This is a genomic window from Bacillus sp. CH_48 (assembly GCF_038008465.1).
GTDB lineage: Bacteria > Bacillota > Bacilli > Bacillales > Bacillaceae_G > Bacillus_A > Bacillus_A thuringiensis_S.
In genome coordinates, this window is record NZ_JBBOZF010000001.1 from 3,201,439 (window position 1) to 3,220,060 (window position 18,622).

Consider the following 18,622-nt stretch of genomic DNA (forward strand, 5'->3'; position numbering starts at 1 on the left):
ATTAAAAGTCTTGTGGAATTCCCATAAGACTTTTTAGTATTTGATAGTATAAGAATCAAGTTCTTCGAATATAATTATAAGATTAATAAAAAAATGTCGATAAATGTCGATTGTTGTTGTAATATAAAACAAGTAAAATATAATATATAGATGGAGTGATTTTGTTGTCTTTTATTAAAAATAGTAAAATTGGAACGAAATTAAATGTATTAGTCATTATATCGAGTTTGGCTTGTATCATGTTATCTTCACTCGGGTTTTTAGGGCTTCAAAAAGGTGAAAATGCATCTTCTAGTATGTATGAAGAAAGACTATTACCAATTGAATGGATAGGAATTGTAGAATCAAATTTTTACCATGTTAATATGAATTTTATGGAGATTATGATATCGAAAGATGAAAAAAGAATGAAAGAACTCATAATAGAAATGGATAAGACTAGAAAAGAAAATGATGAGCTGTTAAAACAATTTGAAACTAGAATTAGTTCTCATAAAGAAAAAGATTTGTATAATGCGTTTCAAAGTCAATTTAAAGATTTAAGAGTACAAATGAAAAAAGCACAAGATTTGGGACTGACTAATAATGAAGAAGCCTATAGCTATTATTTAAAAGAAATTGACCCTAATATGGAAAAAACAATTCAGTCTATTCGTGAACTTATTTTATATAATAATAATGCTGCTGAACAGCTACAAAAAGAGAATGTTAATAGTGTGAAAAATACAATCATAACATTTGTAATTATTTCATTTGTTGGAATCATAATAATCATTTTTATTGGTTTTATAACAAAAAATGCTATAAAAAAACCAATTGTATTATTACAAAAAGATATGGAACGAGTATCTGCTGGAGATTTAACAATTCGAACTTCTTATAAATCCGAGAACGAATTAGGCCATATTGTACAGTCCTTTAATAGTATGTTAGATAACTTGCAACAATTAGTCGGTCAGGTGAAGGTTACGGCGAAAGAAGTGATTGTTTCAACTGAAAATATGCTACAAGAGACGAAAACGGCAGCACATATATCAAACGAGGTTGTTCGAACTACTTCTGAAATAAATAAAGAAATAGAGGGACAAGTGACTAGTATTCAAGAAAGTTCAACTTCAATGGAAGAAATTGCAACTGGTGTTCAAACAGTAGCTGAATCTTCAGCGATGGTTGCTGAAGTTGCTGTTGCAACAATAGACCAAGCAAACTCTGGTAGTGAAGTTATAAAACAATCTATTCATCAAATGAATAGCGTGAATGAAGTTGTCGAAGAAACTTCTAAGGTCATTGATAGACTTGTTACGCGTACACAACAAATTGAAGAAGCGTTAGATGTTATTACTAATATTGCGGAACAAACGAATTTACTTGCTTTAAATGCTGCAATTGAGGCAGCACGTGCTGGAGAAAATGGAAAAGGATTTGCAGTAGTTGCAGCTGAAGTAAGAGGTCTAGCTGAGAAATCTAAAACATCTGTAAATGATATAAATAATTTAATACGTTTTATACATCAAGATACAGAGGATACAGTTCATGTAATGAAAAAAGGTCAACAACAGGCTAGTGGTGGTAAAGAAGCAGCGCATAAGGCAGAACTCGCATTTTCATCTATTATGCAAGATATTAATAGAATAACGACCCAAATTCAAGAAGTGTCTGCTGCCACAGAAGAAATGTCTGCTGGGACAGAAGAAGTAAATGCCTCTTTGTCAATAGTTTCTGAAACTGCAACACAAGTCGCACAAGAAACGAATCGAACGGTACAATCAATTCAAGCACAAGCCACATTGATCCAAGAAATAACGACGAAATCTAATGAAATGAAAAAGAAAGTCGAAAATTTAGAAATGCTAATTTCACAATTCATTATTGAAGAATAAGTCTATTAACATTTATCCCGCTATTTGCCGGGCAGTAAGACCCCTACCTCAAAATTCAGCGGAAGCAAAGAAGTTAGGTAGGGGCCTGCTGCCCGTAAAAGCCCGATTGGTGAAGACTGATTAAAGTTTCACTTTATCATTAGTATAAACTTTAAGATACTCAACATAGTGCTGTGTTGTATAATTTGAAAAAGGACCTTCATAGGTTCTTTTTTTGTAAATGGTGTGAACGATACTTTTCATTATGAAAAAATCAAACTTTTAAATCGGGTTAATTTCAAGTGGAAAATGGATATAATTAACCTTGCGAAAAAGCAACTGGTCCTAAGTGATCAGTTGCTTTTTATTTTTAAAGTGGATGAGCAAAAAAACGCGAAAGTGGTTGGTCCGCTTTTTACAAACATCTATTATGATAAGAGAAGAAAGGTAGTATGTTATCAGCGTTTTAAAGAGGAAGGTTTTTATGTAAGTTCTTTAATTAAAATAGATGGGTCTTAGAGAGGTGAAAAGACAATGAGTTTTGCAATTTCACTAGTCGTTATTATTGTAATTGTATCGCTATTTGGGACTGTACTAGTTGCAAGAAACGTGGAGGAGAATTACGGCAAGTCTACAAAAAGAAATGTGAAAAACTTATCTGCAATCTATATTCTTCTTCTTTTTGTTCTACTGGTTGGGGTAACATGGTATGTGGTAATGATTTGATAGTTTGTGAAAGAACTGAAATGAGAGTATGAAGTTGGAATTTCAGAAGCTATCGAGTAATCAGAAAGAGAACTATTTTGGATATATCCATTTACGGATAAGAAAATGTGACTAATTAATACTATTTTTACGGTGAATACTGTTAGTAAAAAATGAGGATAGTTCGTTTTGAAAGGAGGGAACTAGATGGAATGGAAACCAAATCGTGCAGATAAGACACCTGTATATAAACAAATTGCTGATTATATTGAAAGAGGCATTTCTTCAGGTGAATTTCCTTCTGATAGTAAGTTACCTTCTGAGCGTATATTGGCAAAGGGATTACAGGTGAACCGGAGTACAATAGTAGCTGCGTATGAAGAATTAAAATCACTTGGAGTAGTAGAACGGCAAAAGGGAAGCGGAACACGGGTCAATACAGACATATGGGGTGTCTCACATAAACGAATACCGAACTGGGGTAGGTACGTGGAGGACGGATCATTCTTACCTAACGTACCACTCGTTCAACAAATTCGAACGGAAACACAAAAAGATGATTTAATTAATTTAGCAAGTGGTGAACTGTCACCAGAATTAATTCCAAGTGATAGATTTCGAACAATTTTGTCGGAGAAAACATTTATGGAAAACCTCGGTTATGACCATCCACTTGGAAATGAGATGTTGAGAAAAACAATTTCAGCACATGTTCAGCAATATAAACAAATTGAAGCAGATTCAAGCTCTATTCTTATTACGTCTGGAGCACAACAGGCGCTTAATCTTATCGTTCAATGTTTATTAAAACCTGGCGATGCGATCGCGATTGAAGATCCTTCGTATTGTTTTTCGCTTCCAATGTTTAAATCGGCCGGTTTAAACATATTTCATTTACCTGTTGATGAGCATGGAATGAATCCAGATGACTTAATCGATTTGCACAAAAAGCATCGCATTCGGATGGTATTTTTGAATCCAGATTATCAGAATCCAACGGGTACTGTACTTTCATTAGCGAGACGTAAAAAGGTTTTAGAACTGTCTTCTGAGTTCGGTATACCAATTGTAGAAGATGATCCGTATAGTTTAATTTCTTTTAATGGAGAAGTGAATCCGACATTAAAATCAATGGATCAAAATGGAAATGTTCTTTATATAAGTTCATTATCAAAAATTGTTGCATCAGGATTACGTATTGGATGGATAATTGGTCCTATACGAGTAATTGAGCGTTTAGCAGATGCAAAGCAACAAGTTGATTTTGGCCATAGTGTATTTACGCAGTGGGTAGCAAATCAATTTTTAGAATCAAAGGATTTTCATACACATATTACGATACTTCGTGGACAATTAAAGCAAAGAAGAGATGAATTAATTACAGAGCTTGAAGGAACATTGGGAGACCGAGTTGAATGTTTCGTGCCAGAGGGTGGAATACATGTATGGTGTAAAGTGAAAGGAAAGTTTGATGAATATCACTTATTAGGTGAATCTATACGGAATGGTGTCGCATTTGTTCCGGGCAGTGTTTTAGGTTCGAAAAATGAATATATACGATTTACGTTTGGTAGAGCGAATATAGAACAAATTCAACTTGGAATTAAACGGTTTGCTTACACGCTAAATGAGATTTCATAATATGGATGTGTGATAGTGAAATGAGGGAAATAAATGAAGTACGTGACGCTTTTACTTCAAGTAGGCGTGCTATATGTATTTAGCTTAGTGGGTATGTGGATTCAGGAAATATTTCATCTATCAATACCGGGAAGTTTAATAGGGATGTTAATACTGTTCCTGTTTCTTTTCACTCGCGTTCTACCGTTAAAGTGGTTTGAGTTAGGTGCGGAAAAGTTAATCGTATTTTTACCGTTATTTTTAATCCCTTCGACAACAGGGCTCATGGAATACGGATCTTTTCTTTTAAGTAAGGGGAGTATTATATTCCTTTTAGTAGTTGCAAGTACTATAGTAACTTTAATTGTTTCAGGTTATATAAGTCAATTATTAGTAACATCAAAAAAATAAAATCGACAAGGTGCACGATTCAAATGGTCTTAATTATTATTACTGTAGCAATTTATTTCTTGGCGACAAATCTATATAAAAAATTTACGTTTGCATTTACGTTACCGGTGTTAACAGTTACGGCAATTATGATTTGTTTATTTTTGATTTTTGGTATTTCTCATCATGAGTATAGGGAAAATGGTGGAGACATTCTTTCAAGCTTATTGAGCCCTGCAATTGTAGCATTAGCCATACCTCTATTTAAAGAGCGAAAGATACTGATGAAAAATTTTTTATCGATACTTATCGGAGTAGTGATAGGTATAGTGGCTGTAACGAGCATGAATGTAGTGATTGGCGGAATTTTAAATATAGATAAGGAACTTATATTAACTACTTTACCACAGTTAGCAACGATGCCTATTGCCCTTTCATTAGCGGATCAAATTGGTGGTATTCCATCTATGACTTCTAGTTTTGTAGTTGTTGCAGGGATAACAGGTGCTATTGTCGGACCGACAGTACTTAAGTTTTTCAGTATAACAAGTACGATTGGAAAAGGAGTTGGAATGGGCTGTGCATCACATATTATCGGTGTGAGTCGTTTAGTGAAGGAAGGCGAGAAAGAAGCGACTATCGGTTCGGTAACGATGATTGTAACTGGAATACTCATTAGTATACTAATACCGTATGGAACGAAATTTATTTTTTAAATGTAATGGAGATGATAACAATGACAACATGGTTTATAGTTACATTATTTGTTTTTGGAGCTATTAAAGTATTAGTTTCTAGTATGCCCACTTCTGTTGTAGAATCAATTATTAGTAAATTTGAGTTGCATCAAAAACTTGAGGCGGAAAATACTTCTATATCAATAGATGGAAAAAATATAGAGGGAGAAATGAAACTACAAGTTATTCATGAATTTAATGAAGCTTTGTTTTTAGATAAACATTATTTCCCGCCGCACGGAGAAGGGACACCAATAGTCATTGATACGAAGAAAGGGAATAAAGAGATTAGGTTTTCTCTATATAGCTATGAGGAACATATTGATGTCATTAAGCAATATAAGAAGAAAGTCGTTGCCTATCGTTTACGCTCTAAAAGCCTACAAACACTGGCACCATTAGCAATAATGGAAGAGTATGCTTAAGAAGGGACCTATAATGGTCTCTTTATTTTTTTATCCAATTATATATGTTCCAAATAAAAGAATGGAAAATCATATAACCAAATAAAGAATATGTATGGTTCCAATTCGTACTGTGTATAAATAAACCTAAACTTTCAGCAATCTGTTCAAAAAGGCTAGCACAAATACCAATTGAAATAATAAATAGAATTCTAGAAACTTTAGATAATTTTTTTGAAATGTGTATAAAGATAACTGTTAAAATCGGCAGTACGAATAATGTAAAAGCTATATTAACCGAAAATGTGGATGAGAAGGGTCTAGCTGGAAAGGAATATATTTGTTTATGAACAAAAAAAGCATCTAAACAAGTTCCAATAATAGCAGAGAGAAAGATTGTAACTACTAATGCTAGAAACTCATTCTTCTTCTCGGAGGAGGACATTTTTCTTTGCGAGAATTGCGAGTTCAATTTTTTCGAGTGTTTTGCAGTAGTCTTCTGTAATTTGTCCATTTATATTTTCCTCCTTATCAACTAAATAATGTACAACTTGCCAATCGGTAAACCAATCTTCACTGTCAACTTCCTCATGCTTCATATCTCGCCATGCATAGATGAGTGCAGGGCTGTATATGCGATAAGCGTCATTTCGTAACTGGCATTTTTTTATTCGGCGCTTATAAAACTCACGGGAAAAAGATTCATTTACACTTGAAAATAAATGGGGCCAGTAATCTTTCCTTGATCCCGTATGCGGATGGTGTTGGGCCCAGCTTATTATTTGAGATAAAACATGTGTATCTCGAAATAATAATGAATATAATCTTTTTCCAATTAATATTCGTTCATGTAAGGAAGTGAAATGTTTCATTGTATCACCAAATAGTAACACTTTTTGTTTCTTATCATTTTCGTAGAATGGGAAAAGGATATGATTAAACTGAAAGAAATCAAAGAGTTTAAATCCAATACTATTTAGTACAGTCTTTTTAAATTGTACATTTTGAATCACTCTTTTTTCTAAGTAGTTTTGTTCATTAATAATAGTTGCAATGGCTAATGTTTTTTTGTTGCCTGTTTTCCAAAAATCGTTCCACATCGTTTCCATAAATGTAGAAACATTTAGGTGAGGGAGAAGGTGAAATAACTTTTGTGATTTCTTTACACTTTGTTCGTAAAGTAAAAATTGAGGGTATACATCTTGGAAAATAAGCCAATTCCCTCTTTCTAAAAAAGAAAAAAATATGAATTGATCTTTCTCTGATAAGATTCTCGTATATAAATCGCCCTTTAAATCAGTCATATTCCAACCGCCGTTACGTGATACCATATGTCCAAGCAGTGCCCAATGTATTTCTGGATATTGAATGTAAAATTGGTAGTATGCGCGTGTTCTTGTAACATTATTTTTATTTAGCTGTTCTGTTTGTATTTTTATTTTGTTGATGATGAGTTGCTCTTCTTTCGTTAATTTATACAAGGTATCAGAAGGAATAAGCTTGCTTTTTTGTTTCAATTCATTTTTTACATCGAATAGGGAGAGGGGCAGTGCTTTGGAAGGTCCGTTATATGTATGATTTGAATTGCTTTGGTCCATTCCGTTACCTCCCTTTTTCATAAATTTAAACATGATTATTGGCTATGAATCATTCTATTTATCCCGCTATTTGCCGGGTAGTAAGATCCCCACCTCAAAATTCAGCGGAAGCAAAGATGTTCGGTGGGGGATCAACTGCCCGTAAAAGCCCGATTGGTGAGGGCTGATAATTAGTGGGGGATGAACAATATCCCCACTGATTAAAGTTTCACTTTATTTTATTACGAGTATAAGAAATAAATGAGCGGTGTTTTTTTACAAGGAATTTATTTATCATGCAAACAGTATAAAAAATCTTACTGTTGTGAGGTGAAATGAAAAACAGAAACGTTGTTTAATAGTTTCTGTTTTTTTATTTTGTCAATTAAATGTAACAAACGACGATTATGATTTGAATCAATTGAAAATAATTCAATAAATACTATTTAAATTGAGATGTTTGGTAGGAGGAAAAGGAATGTTAAATAAAACAATTTTAATTACTGGTGGTACAGGTTCGTGGGGGCATGAACTTATAAAACAACTATTAGAAAAATCACCGAAAGAAATTAGAATTTTTTCAAGAAATGAAACGGTTCAGTTTGAAATGCAGCAACAGTTTATAAATGATGAAAGGTTAAAATTTATTATTGGAGATATTCGTGATAAAGATCAACTAGTCTATGCTTGCCAAGGTGTACATTATATATTTCATCTTGCAGCTTTAAAACACGTTCCAGTATGTGAGTATTATCCTTATGAAGCTATAAAAACCAACATACATGGTACGCAAAATGTAATTGAAGCCTCTATACAGATGCGAGTTGAAAAAGTTATATATGTTTCAACGGATAAAGCAGCTGATCCATCAAATACGTATGGGATGACAAAAGCAATTGGTGAAAAATTAATGGTTCATGCGAATATACAAACGAAGAAAACAAAATTCATTTGTGTTCGTGGTGGAAATGTTTTAGGGACGAGTGGAAGTGTAGTACCGCTTTTTAAACAACAAATTAAAAAATCTTCACAAGTAGGGATTACCGATGCGAATATGACTAGATTTTTCTTAACAGTTGAAGATGCTGTTGGATTGTTATTTAAAGCCGTATATCAAGGTAGAGGCGGGGAAATCTTTGTTATGAAAATGCCGGCATGTAAAATAACAGATTTAGCAGAAGTGTTAATTGAAGATTCAGAAAAAAGGAACGTTAAGGTAAAAGAGGTAGGGATAAGACCAGGTGAAAAATTAAGTGAAATGCTTTTATCTGAGGTAGAGAGTAAAACAAGTATAAGTTTTGATCAAAATTATTTTGTGGTACTACCGACCATTCCTATAGAAGGACTTCAAGAATATTATTCTAGCTATCCGCTAGTGGATGTGAAGAGTTTTAGTTCTCAACAAGACTTACTTGCAAAACATGAGGTGAAACAAATGCTATTAAAAGGAGGATTTTTGCGATGAAAAAAAATGCGAGCCTTTTAATAACTGGTGCAAATGGTTTTACAGGACGCCATGCTTGCCAATATTTTTTAGAGCAGGGCTTTCATGTAATTCCCATGTTTCAAAATCGTGCACATAGAGAAAAAATTAGAAATGGTATTACTTGTAATTTAACTAATAAGAGCGAAGTAATAAAGGTAATGAAACAAATAAAGCCAGACTACGTATTGCATTTAGCAGGAAGGAATTCGGTCATAGAATCTTGGACATCTGCTCTTGAATATATAGAGATTAACGTAATAGGAACGTTATATTTATTAGAAGCAATTAAGCAAGAAGCATCGCATTGTAGAACATTAGTTATAGGATCTGCTTTGCAAGCAGATAGTATGGACGAAATGAAAATTTCAAATCCATATAGTTTAAGTAAAACGATGCAAGTCATTATTGCAGAGGCTTGGGGAGAATTAATGGATTCAAATATTATCATTGCAAAGCCTTCAAATTTAATTGGTCCAGGGGTATCGAATGGCATTTGTTCGATTCTCGCAAAGAAAATGATAGATATAGAATCAGGTAGAAGTAAAGCTATTATTGAAGTAAATAGTTTGAAAGATAGTAGAGATTTTCTAGATGTACGTGATGCGGTTAAAGCGTATCATGTGTTATTACGAGATGGAATAAATGGAAAACAATATAACATCGGATCAGGAGTAAAACGATCTTTATTAGATGTACTAGAACAATATAAAGAATTAACACAGCTAAATTTTTTTATAGAGGAAACAGAGAAAAGTGGGAGCGACTCAAATGAGAGTTTAGTAATAGAGGAAATAAAAAGGTTAGGTTGGGTCCCAGAAATTGAATTTCATCAATCATTAAAAGATGTACTTGAGTATGCGAAGTGTAGTGACATCTGCATTCAATGAAAAACAAAAAAGGGTGTAAGAAATATATGAATGGTTATGAAGTAATAGATAATCAAAATACGCTATTTCTTTCAATTGTTGATACGCTGGACTGGAAAGATGAAGAAGCGCATGTATTGCGTCTTTATGAGGCAATACATAAATATCAAGCGTATGTAGAAGAAAAAAGGGTTAATCGAATAAAGTCAGCATTAGAGACCGAAACTAGGTATGTGATTCAAATCTTTGCTCAATATGAGTGTAGTGAGTATGGAAATGATTTTTATGAACTCATTAAAGATCTTTTACAAGATATAGAGGTGGAGTTAAAGATTTATATAAAAAATAATAAGTTTATTTACATTTAAAAGGTAAATATAAAGCTAGATTTTTAATAATAAAGGTGGGTATAAGTTATGAGCAAAACGATTCTTTTTACTGGGGGCGGTACAGCCGGACACGTTATGATTAATATTGTATTAATTCCTAAATTTATAGAGCAAGGATGGAGAGTCGAGTATATTGGATCCAAAAATGGAATTGAAAAATCATTAGTGAAAAATGTTAAATACAATAGTGTTTCAACGGGCAAGCTTAGGAGATATTGGGATTGGGAGAATTTTAAAGATCCTTTTAAAATTATAAGCGGTTGTTTACAAAGTTATAAATTAATTAAGAAAACAAAGCCTGACGTTATCTTTTCAGCAGGAGGATTTGTTTCAGTTCCTGTAGCTATAGGAGCATGGTTAAATCGTGTGCCTATAATTATACGTGAACCAGATAGCACATTAGGACTTGCCAATAAAATAGCATTACCTTTTGCTACAAAGCTATGCACAACATTTCCTCAGACAGGAGAAAATGTAAGTAATGAGAAGAAGGTTTATGTAGGACCGATTGTAAGGGAAGAAATTGAGAAGGGTAACGTATTACGAGGAAGAAGATATTGTGAATTTCAACAAGATAAACCAGTGTTATTAATTATGGGTGGGAGTCAAGGTGCTAAATGGATAAATGATATGGTAAGGAAATGTTTAGATACAATACTATTAAACTTTAATATTATTCATATATGTGGTAAAGGGAAGGTAGACCCATCTATTGGCATGGAGGGGTATATGCAATTTGAATATATAGGAGACGAGTTGCCGCATATACTAAATATGGCAAGTGTTGTAGTTTCCAGAGCGGGTTCTACTGCTATTTCTGAATTGTTATTTTTGAAGAAACCGATGTTGCTTATCCCGTTAACTAACAGTTCCAGTAGGGGAGATCAAGGTTTAAATGCTGAATATTTTTCACGGCAAGGATATGCGGAAGTAATACTCCAAGACAGAGTAAATACGAATACATTTATAGATGCAGTAAATAAGTTGTATACAAATCAGGAGAAATATATTCAAAACATGAATGAATATAAAAAAACAAATGATGAGGGGATTCATCAATTAGTAGATATAATAAATGATGTGGTGAAGTAATAGAAATGTAAATGGAAAAACAAAAGGAAAGAAGGTATCTTCTTTCCTTTTTACTATATTTGTTCAAATTTATTGTTAGTTATTCCAATTAGCTATGTAATATGGGTGAATGCCGTTTTCTAATAGCTCAGTAAATGCATCAATATGAATAGGCTTACTGTAATAATAACCTTGAATAAACTGACATTTATTTTTTTGAAGGAAATTTACGTGCTCTTTCGTTTCTACACCTTCAGCAATGACAGACATTCCTAGTGTATTTGCTAATGTGATGATTGTTTTAATAATTTCCATTCCATCATCACATGTTTCAGACATTGTAATAAATTCTCTCGGAATTTTTAATGTATCAATTGGATATAAAGGTAAGTAGGCTAGCGAAGAATAACCTGTACCAAAGTCGTCGATTGAAATGTGAATCCCTAGACTTTTTAGTGTACGCAGTTTTATCAATGTTTCTCGTTCATCCATCATTGCAATTCGCTCTGTTAATTCAAGATCAAGAGAGCTTGCTGGTAAACCTGTATTTGTTAAAGTAGAAGAAATAGACCTTACAAAATCCTCTTGTTCAAATTCTTTAGCAGATAAATTTACACCTATTTTTAAATGTGAATATCCGAGTCCGTGCCAACGTTTCATTTGCTTACAAGCCTGCTCTAATGTCCATTTTCCTATTGAAATAATTTGTAGTGTTTCTTCTGCAATCGGAATAAACTCGTATGGAGAAATAATACCTAATTCAGGATGATTCCACCTAATTAAAGCTTCTGCACCGATGATTTTATTAGATTCACTATCAACTTGAGGTTGATACAAAAGGAACAATTCTTCATTTTGTAGTGCGTTTGGTAAATCTTTTTCTAATCGTAATCGTCTTTCAATTTTTTTAGCGATTACATCGTCATAAATAGAGAGAGAGTTAAGTTCTTTTGCTTTTGCATCATACATTGCAACATTGGCGTTTTTCAGGAGTGTAGCGGTATCGATTCCGGAATGTGGATAAATAGCGATGCCGATACTCAGTGATAAAGTTAATTTATGCTCATGTATGATAAATGATTTTTTCATGCATTCAAATAATTGGTTACATAATTGGAATAAGTAATCTTCGTCAGTATAGTTTTCAATTATGATTGTAAATTCATCGCCACCGATTCTTGAAAGATGAGTATGTGATGGAAGACATGATTGGAATCGCTTTGCTACTTCTTCTAATATGTAATCTCCTGACGAATGTCCAAGTGTATCGTTAATTGCTTTAAAGCGATCTAAATCTAAATATAATAATGCAAACTCGCTTTCTGCTATTTTAGCATTTTTTATAACTCTCTTTAATTTTTTATGAAAAAAGGCACGGTTCCCAATTTTCGTTACTGTGTCATGGAATGCTAAATATTTAATTTCTTCTTGCTGTTTTTTTAGTGCAGTAATATCTTTCACCATAATATAGCTTCCTGAAATTTGTCCGTCTATTATAATAGGAATGATTGTAACGTATAAAAAATAAGTAAAGCCATCTTTATATTGAGAACTAAGTTGTAAGGATGCCGATTCTTGTTGTTTCACTTTCTCTAATGCCAATGCTAGCTTATGCTTATCTTCATCTAAAATAATCGAAAAACAAGTTTCACCTAGTAACTCATCCGTTGGTGCACCAAGTAGTACACTCCCAGCCTTATTTACATTTAAGAATATTCCATTTAAATCAATGGTGAAAATAGGGTCAGGATGATATTCATATAATGATTTAAACTTTTGTTGTTTTTGAGAAAGAGCCTCTGATTTATGAACTAAATCAGACGTCCGTAAAGTAACTTTTTCTTCTAGTTGGGCATTAAATGCCTGCAAACGTTTTGTTAAGGAATTGTTTTGCATACGTACGATAGAATGACGAATGAGTACGAAAATAAAAGTAATACAATTTCCTGTAATGAGAGTTGAAGATGATGTTTGTTCTTTTAATGTAAACCCGATTAGTATTGCAACAGCAAGATAGGGAAATACAACTAAAGCTTTTTTTCCTATTATAGGGTTTACAATGAAATAATTTTTATGGCTATTATGATCTTCTGGAATAGAGCCAGCTATTGCAATAAGTAATATAGGTATTCTATATAAAAGACGTAATAATGTTATCGTTTCAGTTGATAAGTGGTTATTTAAGTAAAAATAAATATAGTTAAAAGTTGCAGAACTTATTAATACAAAAATAAAGATATAAATTTTCCGTTTGGATTTAAAAATTGTTGGACGGAAAAAGAGACTAACACCTAGCAGCAGAAATAATAAATCTGCAATTGGGTATAAAAATGAAAGGAAAACATCTCCTAGTGAAAGAGAGAATATATTTAAACTTGGTTGGTTAAATAAATACCATTCTAATGTAAATATGGAAGTAAGCACTATGCATATATCACAAATAAAGAACGCTTTTCCCCATTTATTGCATTCCTTTAAAATTTTATAGCAGAAAGCGATAAGACAGAAAAATAGAAAAAACATGTAAAATACATCAGAAACAGTAAAACGATGTATTGGAATTTCGAAGAAGCTATCCTGATATGTATATACTATTTTCCCTAATAAAAAACTACCAATTGCTATTGTAATACATATCCAAAACGGATTTGAACTGACTTTTTTAGAATATATAGAGTAAATCAGTGATACAAATGTAATGGCTTCAACGATAAGTGAAGCGAAGCGTACATCTGAATTTGAAAAATGAGTAGGGAACAGATAGAAAAACATAAAATAGATTGAATAGCATATTAATGTCCCAATTAATATACATAATTGTAAATTTTTATTTAATTTCAATGAAATCACCTTCTTTAATTATGTACTATGTTCGTTATATCTATACATAATAATATTATTTAAGAATTGTATCAGATTTCCTTATAAAAATCATGTTTATAAGGAAAGTGTTAAATAGTGTAAGTATTCTTAAAGTTAAAAAAACATTGTGGTTGATAGTATAGACTGTATCAAGATTTTAAATAGAAATTGTATATTTAGTCATCCTTTGAATTGTAAAGTTTTTTTAGTGATTTGTAAGTGGAGATGCAAAATTGCATATAAAATGATGAGGATTTTTTAGGCGAGATTTTTATTTTAAATCTGAAAATTAACATTTGTGAAAATATAGGGGAAGGATATAAAATAAGAACGTGTATTCTTACAGAGTGGATAGTATTGCCACTAAATAGGGAGGTTTTTTTATGATATATCGAATTAAAGATGCAGAAATATACTATGAAATTGTGGGAGAGGGTAAACCGGTCATTATCATACATGGCTGCGCCCCTGATCATAGGTTAATGATGAAATGTATGGAATCAGTATTTCAGAAATATGAAGGTTATAAGCGAATATATATTGATTTACCTGGTATGGGGAAATCGAACGCTCCAAATTGGATAAATAGTTCAGATCGTATAGTAGAAGTGCTTATCACATTTATTGAGGAAATCATTTCTACTGAAAAATTTTTATTGGTAGGAGAATCATATGGAGGCTATTTAGCCAAAGGTATACTTACAAAGATGTTTGAGAGAGTTAGCGGATTACTATTAGTATGTCCTGTTGTTGTAGCGGAGCCAGAAAAAAGGATTCTTCCAGATAAACAGGTAATTGTACAAGATGAGGAATTTTTAAATACGCTTACTTCCACGGAAAGAGAGAAATTTTGTGAGTTAGCTGTAATAGCAAATGAATATACATATACGCGATTTAAAGAAGAAATTAAGCCTGGGTTAGATGTTGCTAATTATGAATTTATTGAAAGGTTGCAAAAGAATTACTCTCTTACTATGGATTTTCAGCGTGAAAAATATGAAAAGCCCGTTCTTTTACTGACTGGAAGACAAGATATATCAGTAGGTTATCAAAATATTATAGAAATTATTGAAGAATATCCCAGGGCAACATTAGCAGTGTTAGATATGGCAGGGCATAATTTGCAAATTGAGCAGCCTGAATTATTTGAGAGTTTAGTAGGAGAATGGATTAGACGAACAAATCAGCACATTTTATAAAGTATTTTAGTATTACACTTAAGTGTTGAAATGGGATAAATGAACGTGATGTATTAACTAATAAACAATTTTAAGGAGAAATTATGAGCACATATATTTATATGGTTAGACATGGTGAATCACCAAAACTAGAAGGAAATGAAAGAATGCGCGGGTTAACTGAGAAGGGACGTATGGATGCCCGTAGAGTAACTGACATATTAAAAGCGGAGAAAATTGATACTTTTATTTCCAGTCCCTATAATCGGGCTATGTTAACGATAGAGGAGTCAGCTAATTTCCATGAAAAAGAAATAGTAGTATATGAAAATCTTAAAGAGTGTATGTTTTCAAGTGAGGGTCAGGTTATATCAGACAAAGAGGTGTATCCACTTGTACAGAAGATGTTCTCTAATCCGGACTTTTCACGAACGGAAGGAGAGTCATATGCAGATTGCCAGAGAAGAGTAGTGAAAGTATTAAAAGAAATCTTAATAGATTTTCAAGGACGCAAAATTGTAATTGGTACACATGGGCTTGTCATGACATTAATGATGAACTATTTTGATAAACAATATGGTTTTGAATTTTTAATGAATACGTCAAAACCGGATATATATAAGATGGAGTTTAAAGAAGAACAATTAATGAATGTAGAGAGATTATGGAAAGCGGAATAAAATTAGTTGCATGGATTTTGTTGTAAAAGTTACTTTTATAGCAAAGTCTTTTTTTGAATAGAAAGCATCTTTATCAACTATTTTTAGAATGTTAAATCAATAAGTAATTATTCAGTATTTGAATAAATTATGGGAGAATTGGTTTAGGGAAACAATTTTAAATGTGTCAAAACTCCAAACGTTGGATTTATATTCAATAGGAGAAAAAGATGTAGAATTTTGTCTTACAGTCCCCGTTTACTTTTCATTTCATTACATATAGGCTTTGTGGTGTAAGGGGGACATCACCTTTACGCAAAATCTATAAGGAGGTCATTGTAATGAAACAGATTAAAAAGTTTGCGGGAGTTGCTTTAGCGGGGACGATTGGATTAAGTGGACTACTGTTTTTAGAACCAAGTGTAAGCGTTGCGGAAGCACAGCAAGTGAAAGTGGAAAATTTCAATACAATTGATGTAACGATGGATCTAAATGAATTGTATGTATTAAGTGGCAGAAGTATTGATATTCTTTCTGGAGATAAAGAAGCAATTCAGTTAAATAAATACACAATTAGTTTTAATAAACCTGGGAAGTATGTGATTAAAGTAAATGGTTGTATTTATGATGATGTATATACTTTTATTGTGAATGAGTAGTATATATTCTTAAATTGCGAGATAAAAACAGAAACACCCTATTTGCGGCGGGAGTCGTAAATAGGGTGAATTTATTTGCATTAAGCTGTACTTTAAATATGTTCACTAATTTTCTTTTTGTTATGTAAAGTATGTAAAAGTGTTTGAAACATCTTAAATGATTGCTGAAAGATTGGACTTTGAATAAAGGTGTACAGAAAAGTTACGATGAAAACAGGACCGCCTAGCATAAATCCAACAACTAGTACAATACATTCTACTATGATTCTAGCACGGCTAATAGAAAGTCCTGTTTTGTCGGAAATAGTAAGCATGAATCCATCACGGGGGCCAGCGCCAATCCCAGCTGCAACGTACATCCCTCCCCCGATACCTGTAATGGCAATACCAGAAAATAAAATGAGTAAGTTTATCCATAAATAATTACTAGCGTCTGGAAGCATGTTTGATTGTAAGAAAAAGTCCATAATGGGACCGATAAGTAGTGCATTCAAAAATGTACCGACATTTATATATTTTCGATCTACTAGTAAAGATATTAGAACGAGACATAACCCACATATGACACTCCACGTACCAATGGTCCATCCAAACTTTTGGTAGAGAGCCATATTTAAAACTTCCCAAGGGTGCAAGCCTAGAAATTTAACTTTGACCGCAAGAGCATTTCCAAGGCCAAAGAAAATTAATCCTAAGAAAAAAAGAAAATAGCGAAAGAGAGTTAGCCTCATCTTTAAAACCTCCCATATTTTATAATTATGTATGTTACCTGTTACGGTTTTAATGTACAAATATTATGTCTTTTTATCATTCGTTTAAAAATGTTAACAATGTAAATGAAATATGTATCTTCACAGTCAAAAAAGTTAAAATATTTCGTTTTAAGGATTATAATGGAGAGAGAAACGTAAAAGGGAGTGAATGAACTTGAAACAAGAACTTATTGAAAGATTTACGAGATATGTAAAAATTGATACGCAATCAAATGAAGAAAGCCATACAGTACCAACAACACCAGGACAAATTGAGTTTGGTAAGTTATTAGTGGAAGAGCTAAAAGAAATTGGGTTAACAGAAGTAACGATGGATGATAATGGCTATGTAATGGCAACACTTCCAGCTAATACGGACAAGGATGTTCCTGTAATCGGATTTTTAGCTCATTTAGATACGGCAACAGACTTTACAGGGAAAAACGTCAAGCCACAAATTCATGAAAATTTTGATGGTAATGCAATTACGTTAAATGAAGAGCTAAATGTTGTGTTAACACCAGAGCAGTTCCCGGAATTACCATCATATAAAGGGCATACCATTATTACAACTGATGGTACAACACTTCTAGGAGCAGATGATAAAGCTGGTCTTACAGAAATTATGGTTGCAATGAACCATTTAATACATAATCCGCAAATTAAGCACGGGAAAATAAGAGTAGCATTTACACCGGATGAAGAAATTGGTCGTGGGCCAGCGCATTTTGATGTAGAAGCGTTTGGTGCATCATTCGCTTATACGATGGATGGAGGTCCATTAGGTGGTTTAGAGTATGAAAGTTTTAATGCTGCAGGTGCTAAGTTAACGTTTAACGGAACGAATACACATCCTGGAACAGCGAAAAATAAAATGCGCAATGCAACTAAACTGGCTATGGAGTTTAATGGGCATTTACCAGTAGAAGAGGCGCCAGAATATACAGAAGGCTATGAAGGATTCTATCATTTACTTTCTTTAAATGGTGATGTTGAGCAAAGTAAAGCGTATTATATTGTTCGAGACTTTGATCGTGAAAATTTTGAGGCACGTAAAAATAACGTTAAAAATATTGTGAAGAATATGCAAGAAAAGTATGGTGAAGATGCAGTCGTCTTAGAAATGAATGATCAATACTATAACATGCTTGAAAAAATTGAACCGGTAAGAGAAATTGTTGATATTGCATATGAAGCAATGAAAAGTTTAGACATTGAACCAAATATTCATCCGATTCGCGGAGGCACAGATGGATCACAATTATCATATATGGGATTACCGACGCCGAATATTTTCACTGGTGGTGAAAACTATCACGGTAAATTTGAGTATGTTTCGGTAGATAATATGGAAAAAGCCGTTCAAGTTATTGTAGAAATTGCAAGACGTTTTGAGGAGCAAGCTTAA

General features: G+C 32.8%; 18 protein-coding genes. 14 read left to right on the forward strand and 4 right to left on the reverse strand.

Annotated elements, in window-relative coordinates:
• Window positions 1-164 precede the first annotated feature (164 nt).
• The 6 genes from N2V92_RS16190 (at window position 165) to N2V92_RS16215 (ending at window position 5,736) form a co-directional block, all read left to right on the forward strand.
• Window positions 165-1,880 (forward strand): methyl-accepting chemotaxis protein, encoded by a 1,716-nt coding sequence (locus N2V92_RS16190; RefSeq protein WP_000008148.1) that lies wholly within the window; start codon window positions 165-167, stop codon window positions 1,878-1,880.
• A 513-nt stretch (window positions 1,881-2,393) separates the two neighbouring features.
• A complete protein-coding gene (locus N2V92_RS16195) occupies window positions 2,394-2,585 on the forward strand; it encodes a hypothetical protein (RefSeq protein ID WP_000006462.1) in 192 nt (63 codons plus the stop codon).
• Window positions 2,586-2,771: 186 nt separating this feature from the next.
• Complete coding sequence (gene pdxR / locus N2V92_RS16200; protein ID WP_000454960.1) at window positions 2,772-4,205, forward strand: MocR-like pyridoxine biosynthesis transcription factor PdxR; 1,434 nt, start codon at window positions 2,772-2,774, stop codon at window positions 4,203-4,205.
• Window positions 4,206-4,238: 33 nt separating this feature from the next.
• Window positions 4,239-4,595: a CidA/LrgA family holin-like protein gene (locus N2V92_RS16205; protein WP_000878483.1), complete on the forward strand. Its 357-nt coding sequence runs from the start codon at window positions 4,239-4,241 to the stop codon at window positions 4,593-4,595.
• Window positions 4,596-4,618: 23 nt separating this feature from the next.
• Window positions 4,619-5,290, forward strand: coding sequence for an LrgB family protein (locus tag N2V92_RS16210; protein ID WP_000242949.1), 672 nt, complete (start codon window positions 4,619-4,621; stop codon window positions 5,288-5,290).
• Window positions 5,291-5,310: 20 nt separating this feature from the next.
• Window positions 5,311-5,736, forward strand: a complete 426-nt coding sequence (locus tag N2V92_RS16215; protein WP_000214632.1) for a YfmQ family protein — start codon at window positions 5,311-5,313, stop codon at window positions 5,734-5,736.
• A 22-nt stretch (window positions 5,737-5,758) separates the two neighbouring features.
• Here the strand turns inward: N2V92_RS16215 and N2V92_RS16220 are convergent, their stop codons facing one another.
• Window positions 5,759-6,160, reverse strand: coding sequence for a CBO0543 family protein (locus tag N2V92_RS16220; protein WP_042595508.1), 402 nt, complete (start codon window positions 6,158-6,160; stop codon window positions 5,759-5,761).
• Window positions 6,135-7,313, reverse strand: a complete 1,179-nt coding sequence (locus N2V92_RS16225; protein WP_000372811.1) for a DUF2515 domain-containing protein — start codon at window positions 7,311-7,313, stop codon at window positions 6,135-6,137. Before N2V92_RS16225 ends, N2V92_RS16220 begins: the two co-directional genes overlap by 26 nt.
• Window positions 7,314-7,770: 457 nt before the next feature.
• Between N2V92_RS16225 and N2V92_RS16230 the strand changes: the two genes are divergently transcribed.
• Genes N2V92_RS16230 through N2V92_RS16245 form a run of 4 tightly spaced genes read left to right on the forward strand, consistent with a single transcriptional unit; the run spans window position 7,771 to window position 11,125 of the window.
• Complete coding sequence (locus tag N2V92_RS16230; protein WP_000932978.1) at window positions 7,771-8,757, forward strand: UDP-N-acetylglucosamine 4,6-dehydratase family protein; 987 nt, start codon at window positions 7,771-7,773, stop codon at window positions 8,755-8,757.
• On the forward strand, window positions 8,754-9,665 hold the full coding sequence (locus N2V92_RS16235) for an NAD-dependent epimerase/dehydratase family protein (RefSeq protein WP_000739090.1): 912 nt from the start codon (window positions 8,754-8,756) through the stop codon (window positions 9,663-9,665). Before N2V92_RS16230 ends, N2V92_RS16235 begins: the two co-directional genes overlap by 4 nt.
• Window positions 9,662-10,012 carry a DUF6572 domain-containing protein gene (locus tag N2V92_RS16240; RefSeq protein WP_002082318.1) on the forward strand — a complete coding sequence of 117 codons (351 nt, stop codon included), beginning with the start codon at window positions 9,662-9,664 and terminating at the stop codon, window positions 10,010-10,012. Before N2V92_RS16235 ends, N2V92_RS16240 begins: the two co-directional genes overlap by 4 nt.
• Window positions 10,013-10,060: 48 nt before the next feature.
• Window positions 10,061-11,125: an undecaprenyldiphospho-muramoylpentapeptide beta-N-acetylglucosaminyltransferase gene (locus N2V92_RS16245; protein WP_000047566.1), complete on the forward strand. Its 1,065-nt coding sequence runs from the start codon at window positions 10,061-10,063 to the stop codon at window positions 11,123-11,125.
• Between the two features lie 75 nt (window positions 11,126-11,200).
• Here the strand turns inward: N2V92_RS16245 and N2V92_RS16250 are convergent, their stop codons facing one another.
• Complete coding sequence (locus N2V92_RS16250; RefSeq protein ID WP_170264798.1) at window positions 11,201-13,945, reverse strand: sensor domain-containing protein; 2,745 nt, start codon at window positions 13,943-13,945, stop codon at window positions 11,201-11,203.
• 404 nt (window positions 13,946-14,349) lie between these two features.
• On the opposite strand from N2V92_RS16250, the gene N2V92_RS16255 reads away from it, so the two are divergent.
• The 3 genes from N2V92_RS16255 to N2V92_RS16265 all read left to right on the forward strand — a co-directional run bounded on the left by N2V92_RS16255 (window position 14,350) and on the right by N2V92_RS16265 (window position 16,462).
• Window positions 14,350-15,165 carry an alpha/beta fold hydrolase gene (locus N2V92_RS16255; RefSeq protein ID WP_000640338.1) on the forward strand — a complete coding sequence of 272 codons (816 nt, stop codon included), beginning with the start codon at window positions 14,350-14,352 and terminating at the stop codon, window positions 15,163-15,165.
• Between the two features lie 83 nt (window positions 15,166-15,248).
• A complete protein-coding gene (locus tag N2V92_RS16260) occupies window positions 15,249-15,824 on the forward strand; it encodes a histidine phosphatase family protein (protein ID WP_000109172.1) in 576 nt (191 codons plus the stop codon).
• Window positions 15,825-16,144: 320 nt separating this feature from the next.
• Complete coding sequence (locus N2V92_RS16265) at window positions 16,145-16,462, forward strand: hypothetical protein (protein WP_000809494.1); 318 nt, start codon at window positions 16,145-16,147, stop codon at window positions 16,460-16,462.
• Window positions 16,463-16,554: 92 nt separating this feature from the next.
• Here N2V92_RS16265 and N2V92_RS16270 read toward each other — a convergent pair whose 3' ends face one another.
• Complete coding sequence (locus N2V92_RS16270) at window positions 16,555-17,193, reverse strand: YczE/YyaS/YitT family protein (protein ID WP_001241258.1); 639 nt, start codon at window positions 17,191-17,193, stop codon at window positions 16,555-16,557.
• Window positions 17,194-17,389: 196 nt separating this feature from the next.
• Here N2V92_RS16270 and pepT point away from each other — a divergent pair, with 196 nt between their 5' ends.
• Window positions 17,390-18,622 (forward strand): peptidase T, encoded by a 1,233-nt coding sequence (gene pepT / locus N2V92_RS16275; protein ID WP_000807013.1) that lies wholly within the window; start codon window positions 17,390-17,392, stop codon window positions 18,620-18,622.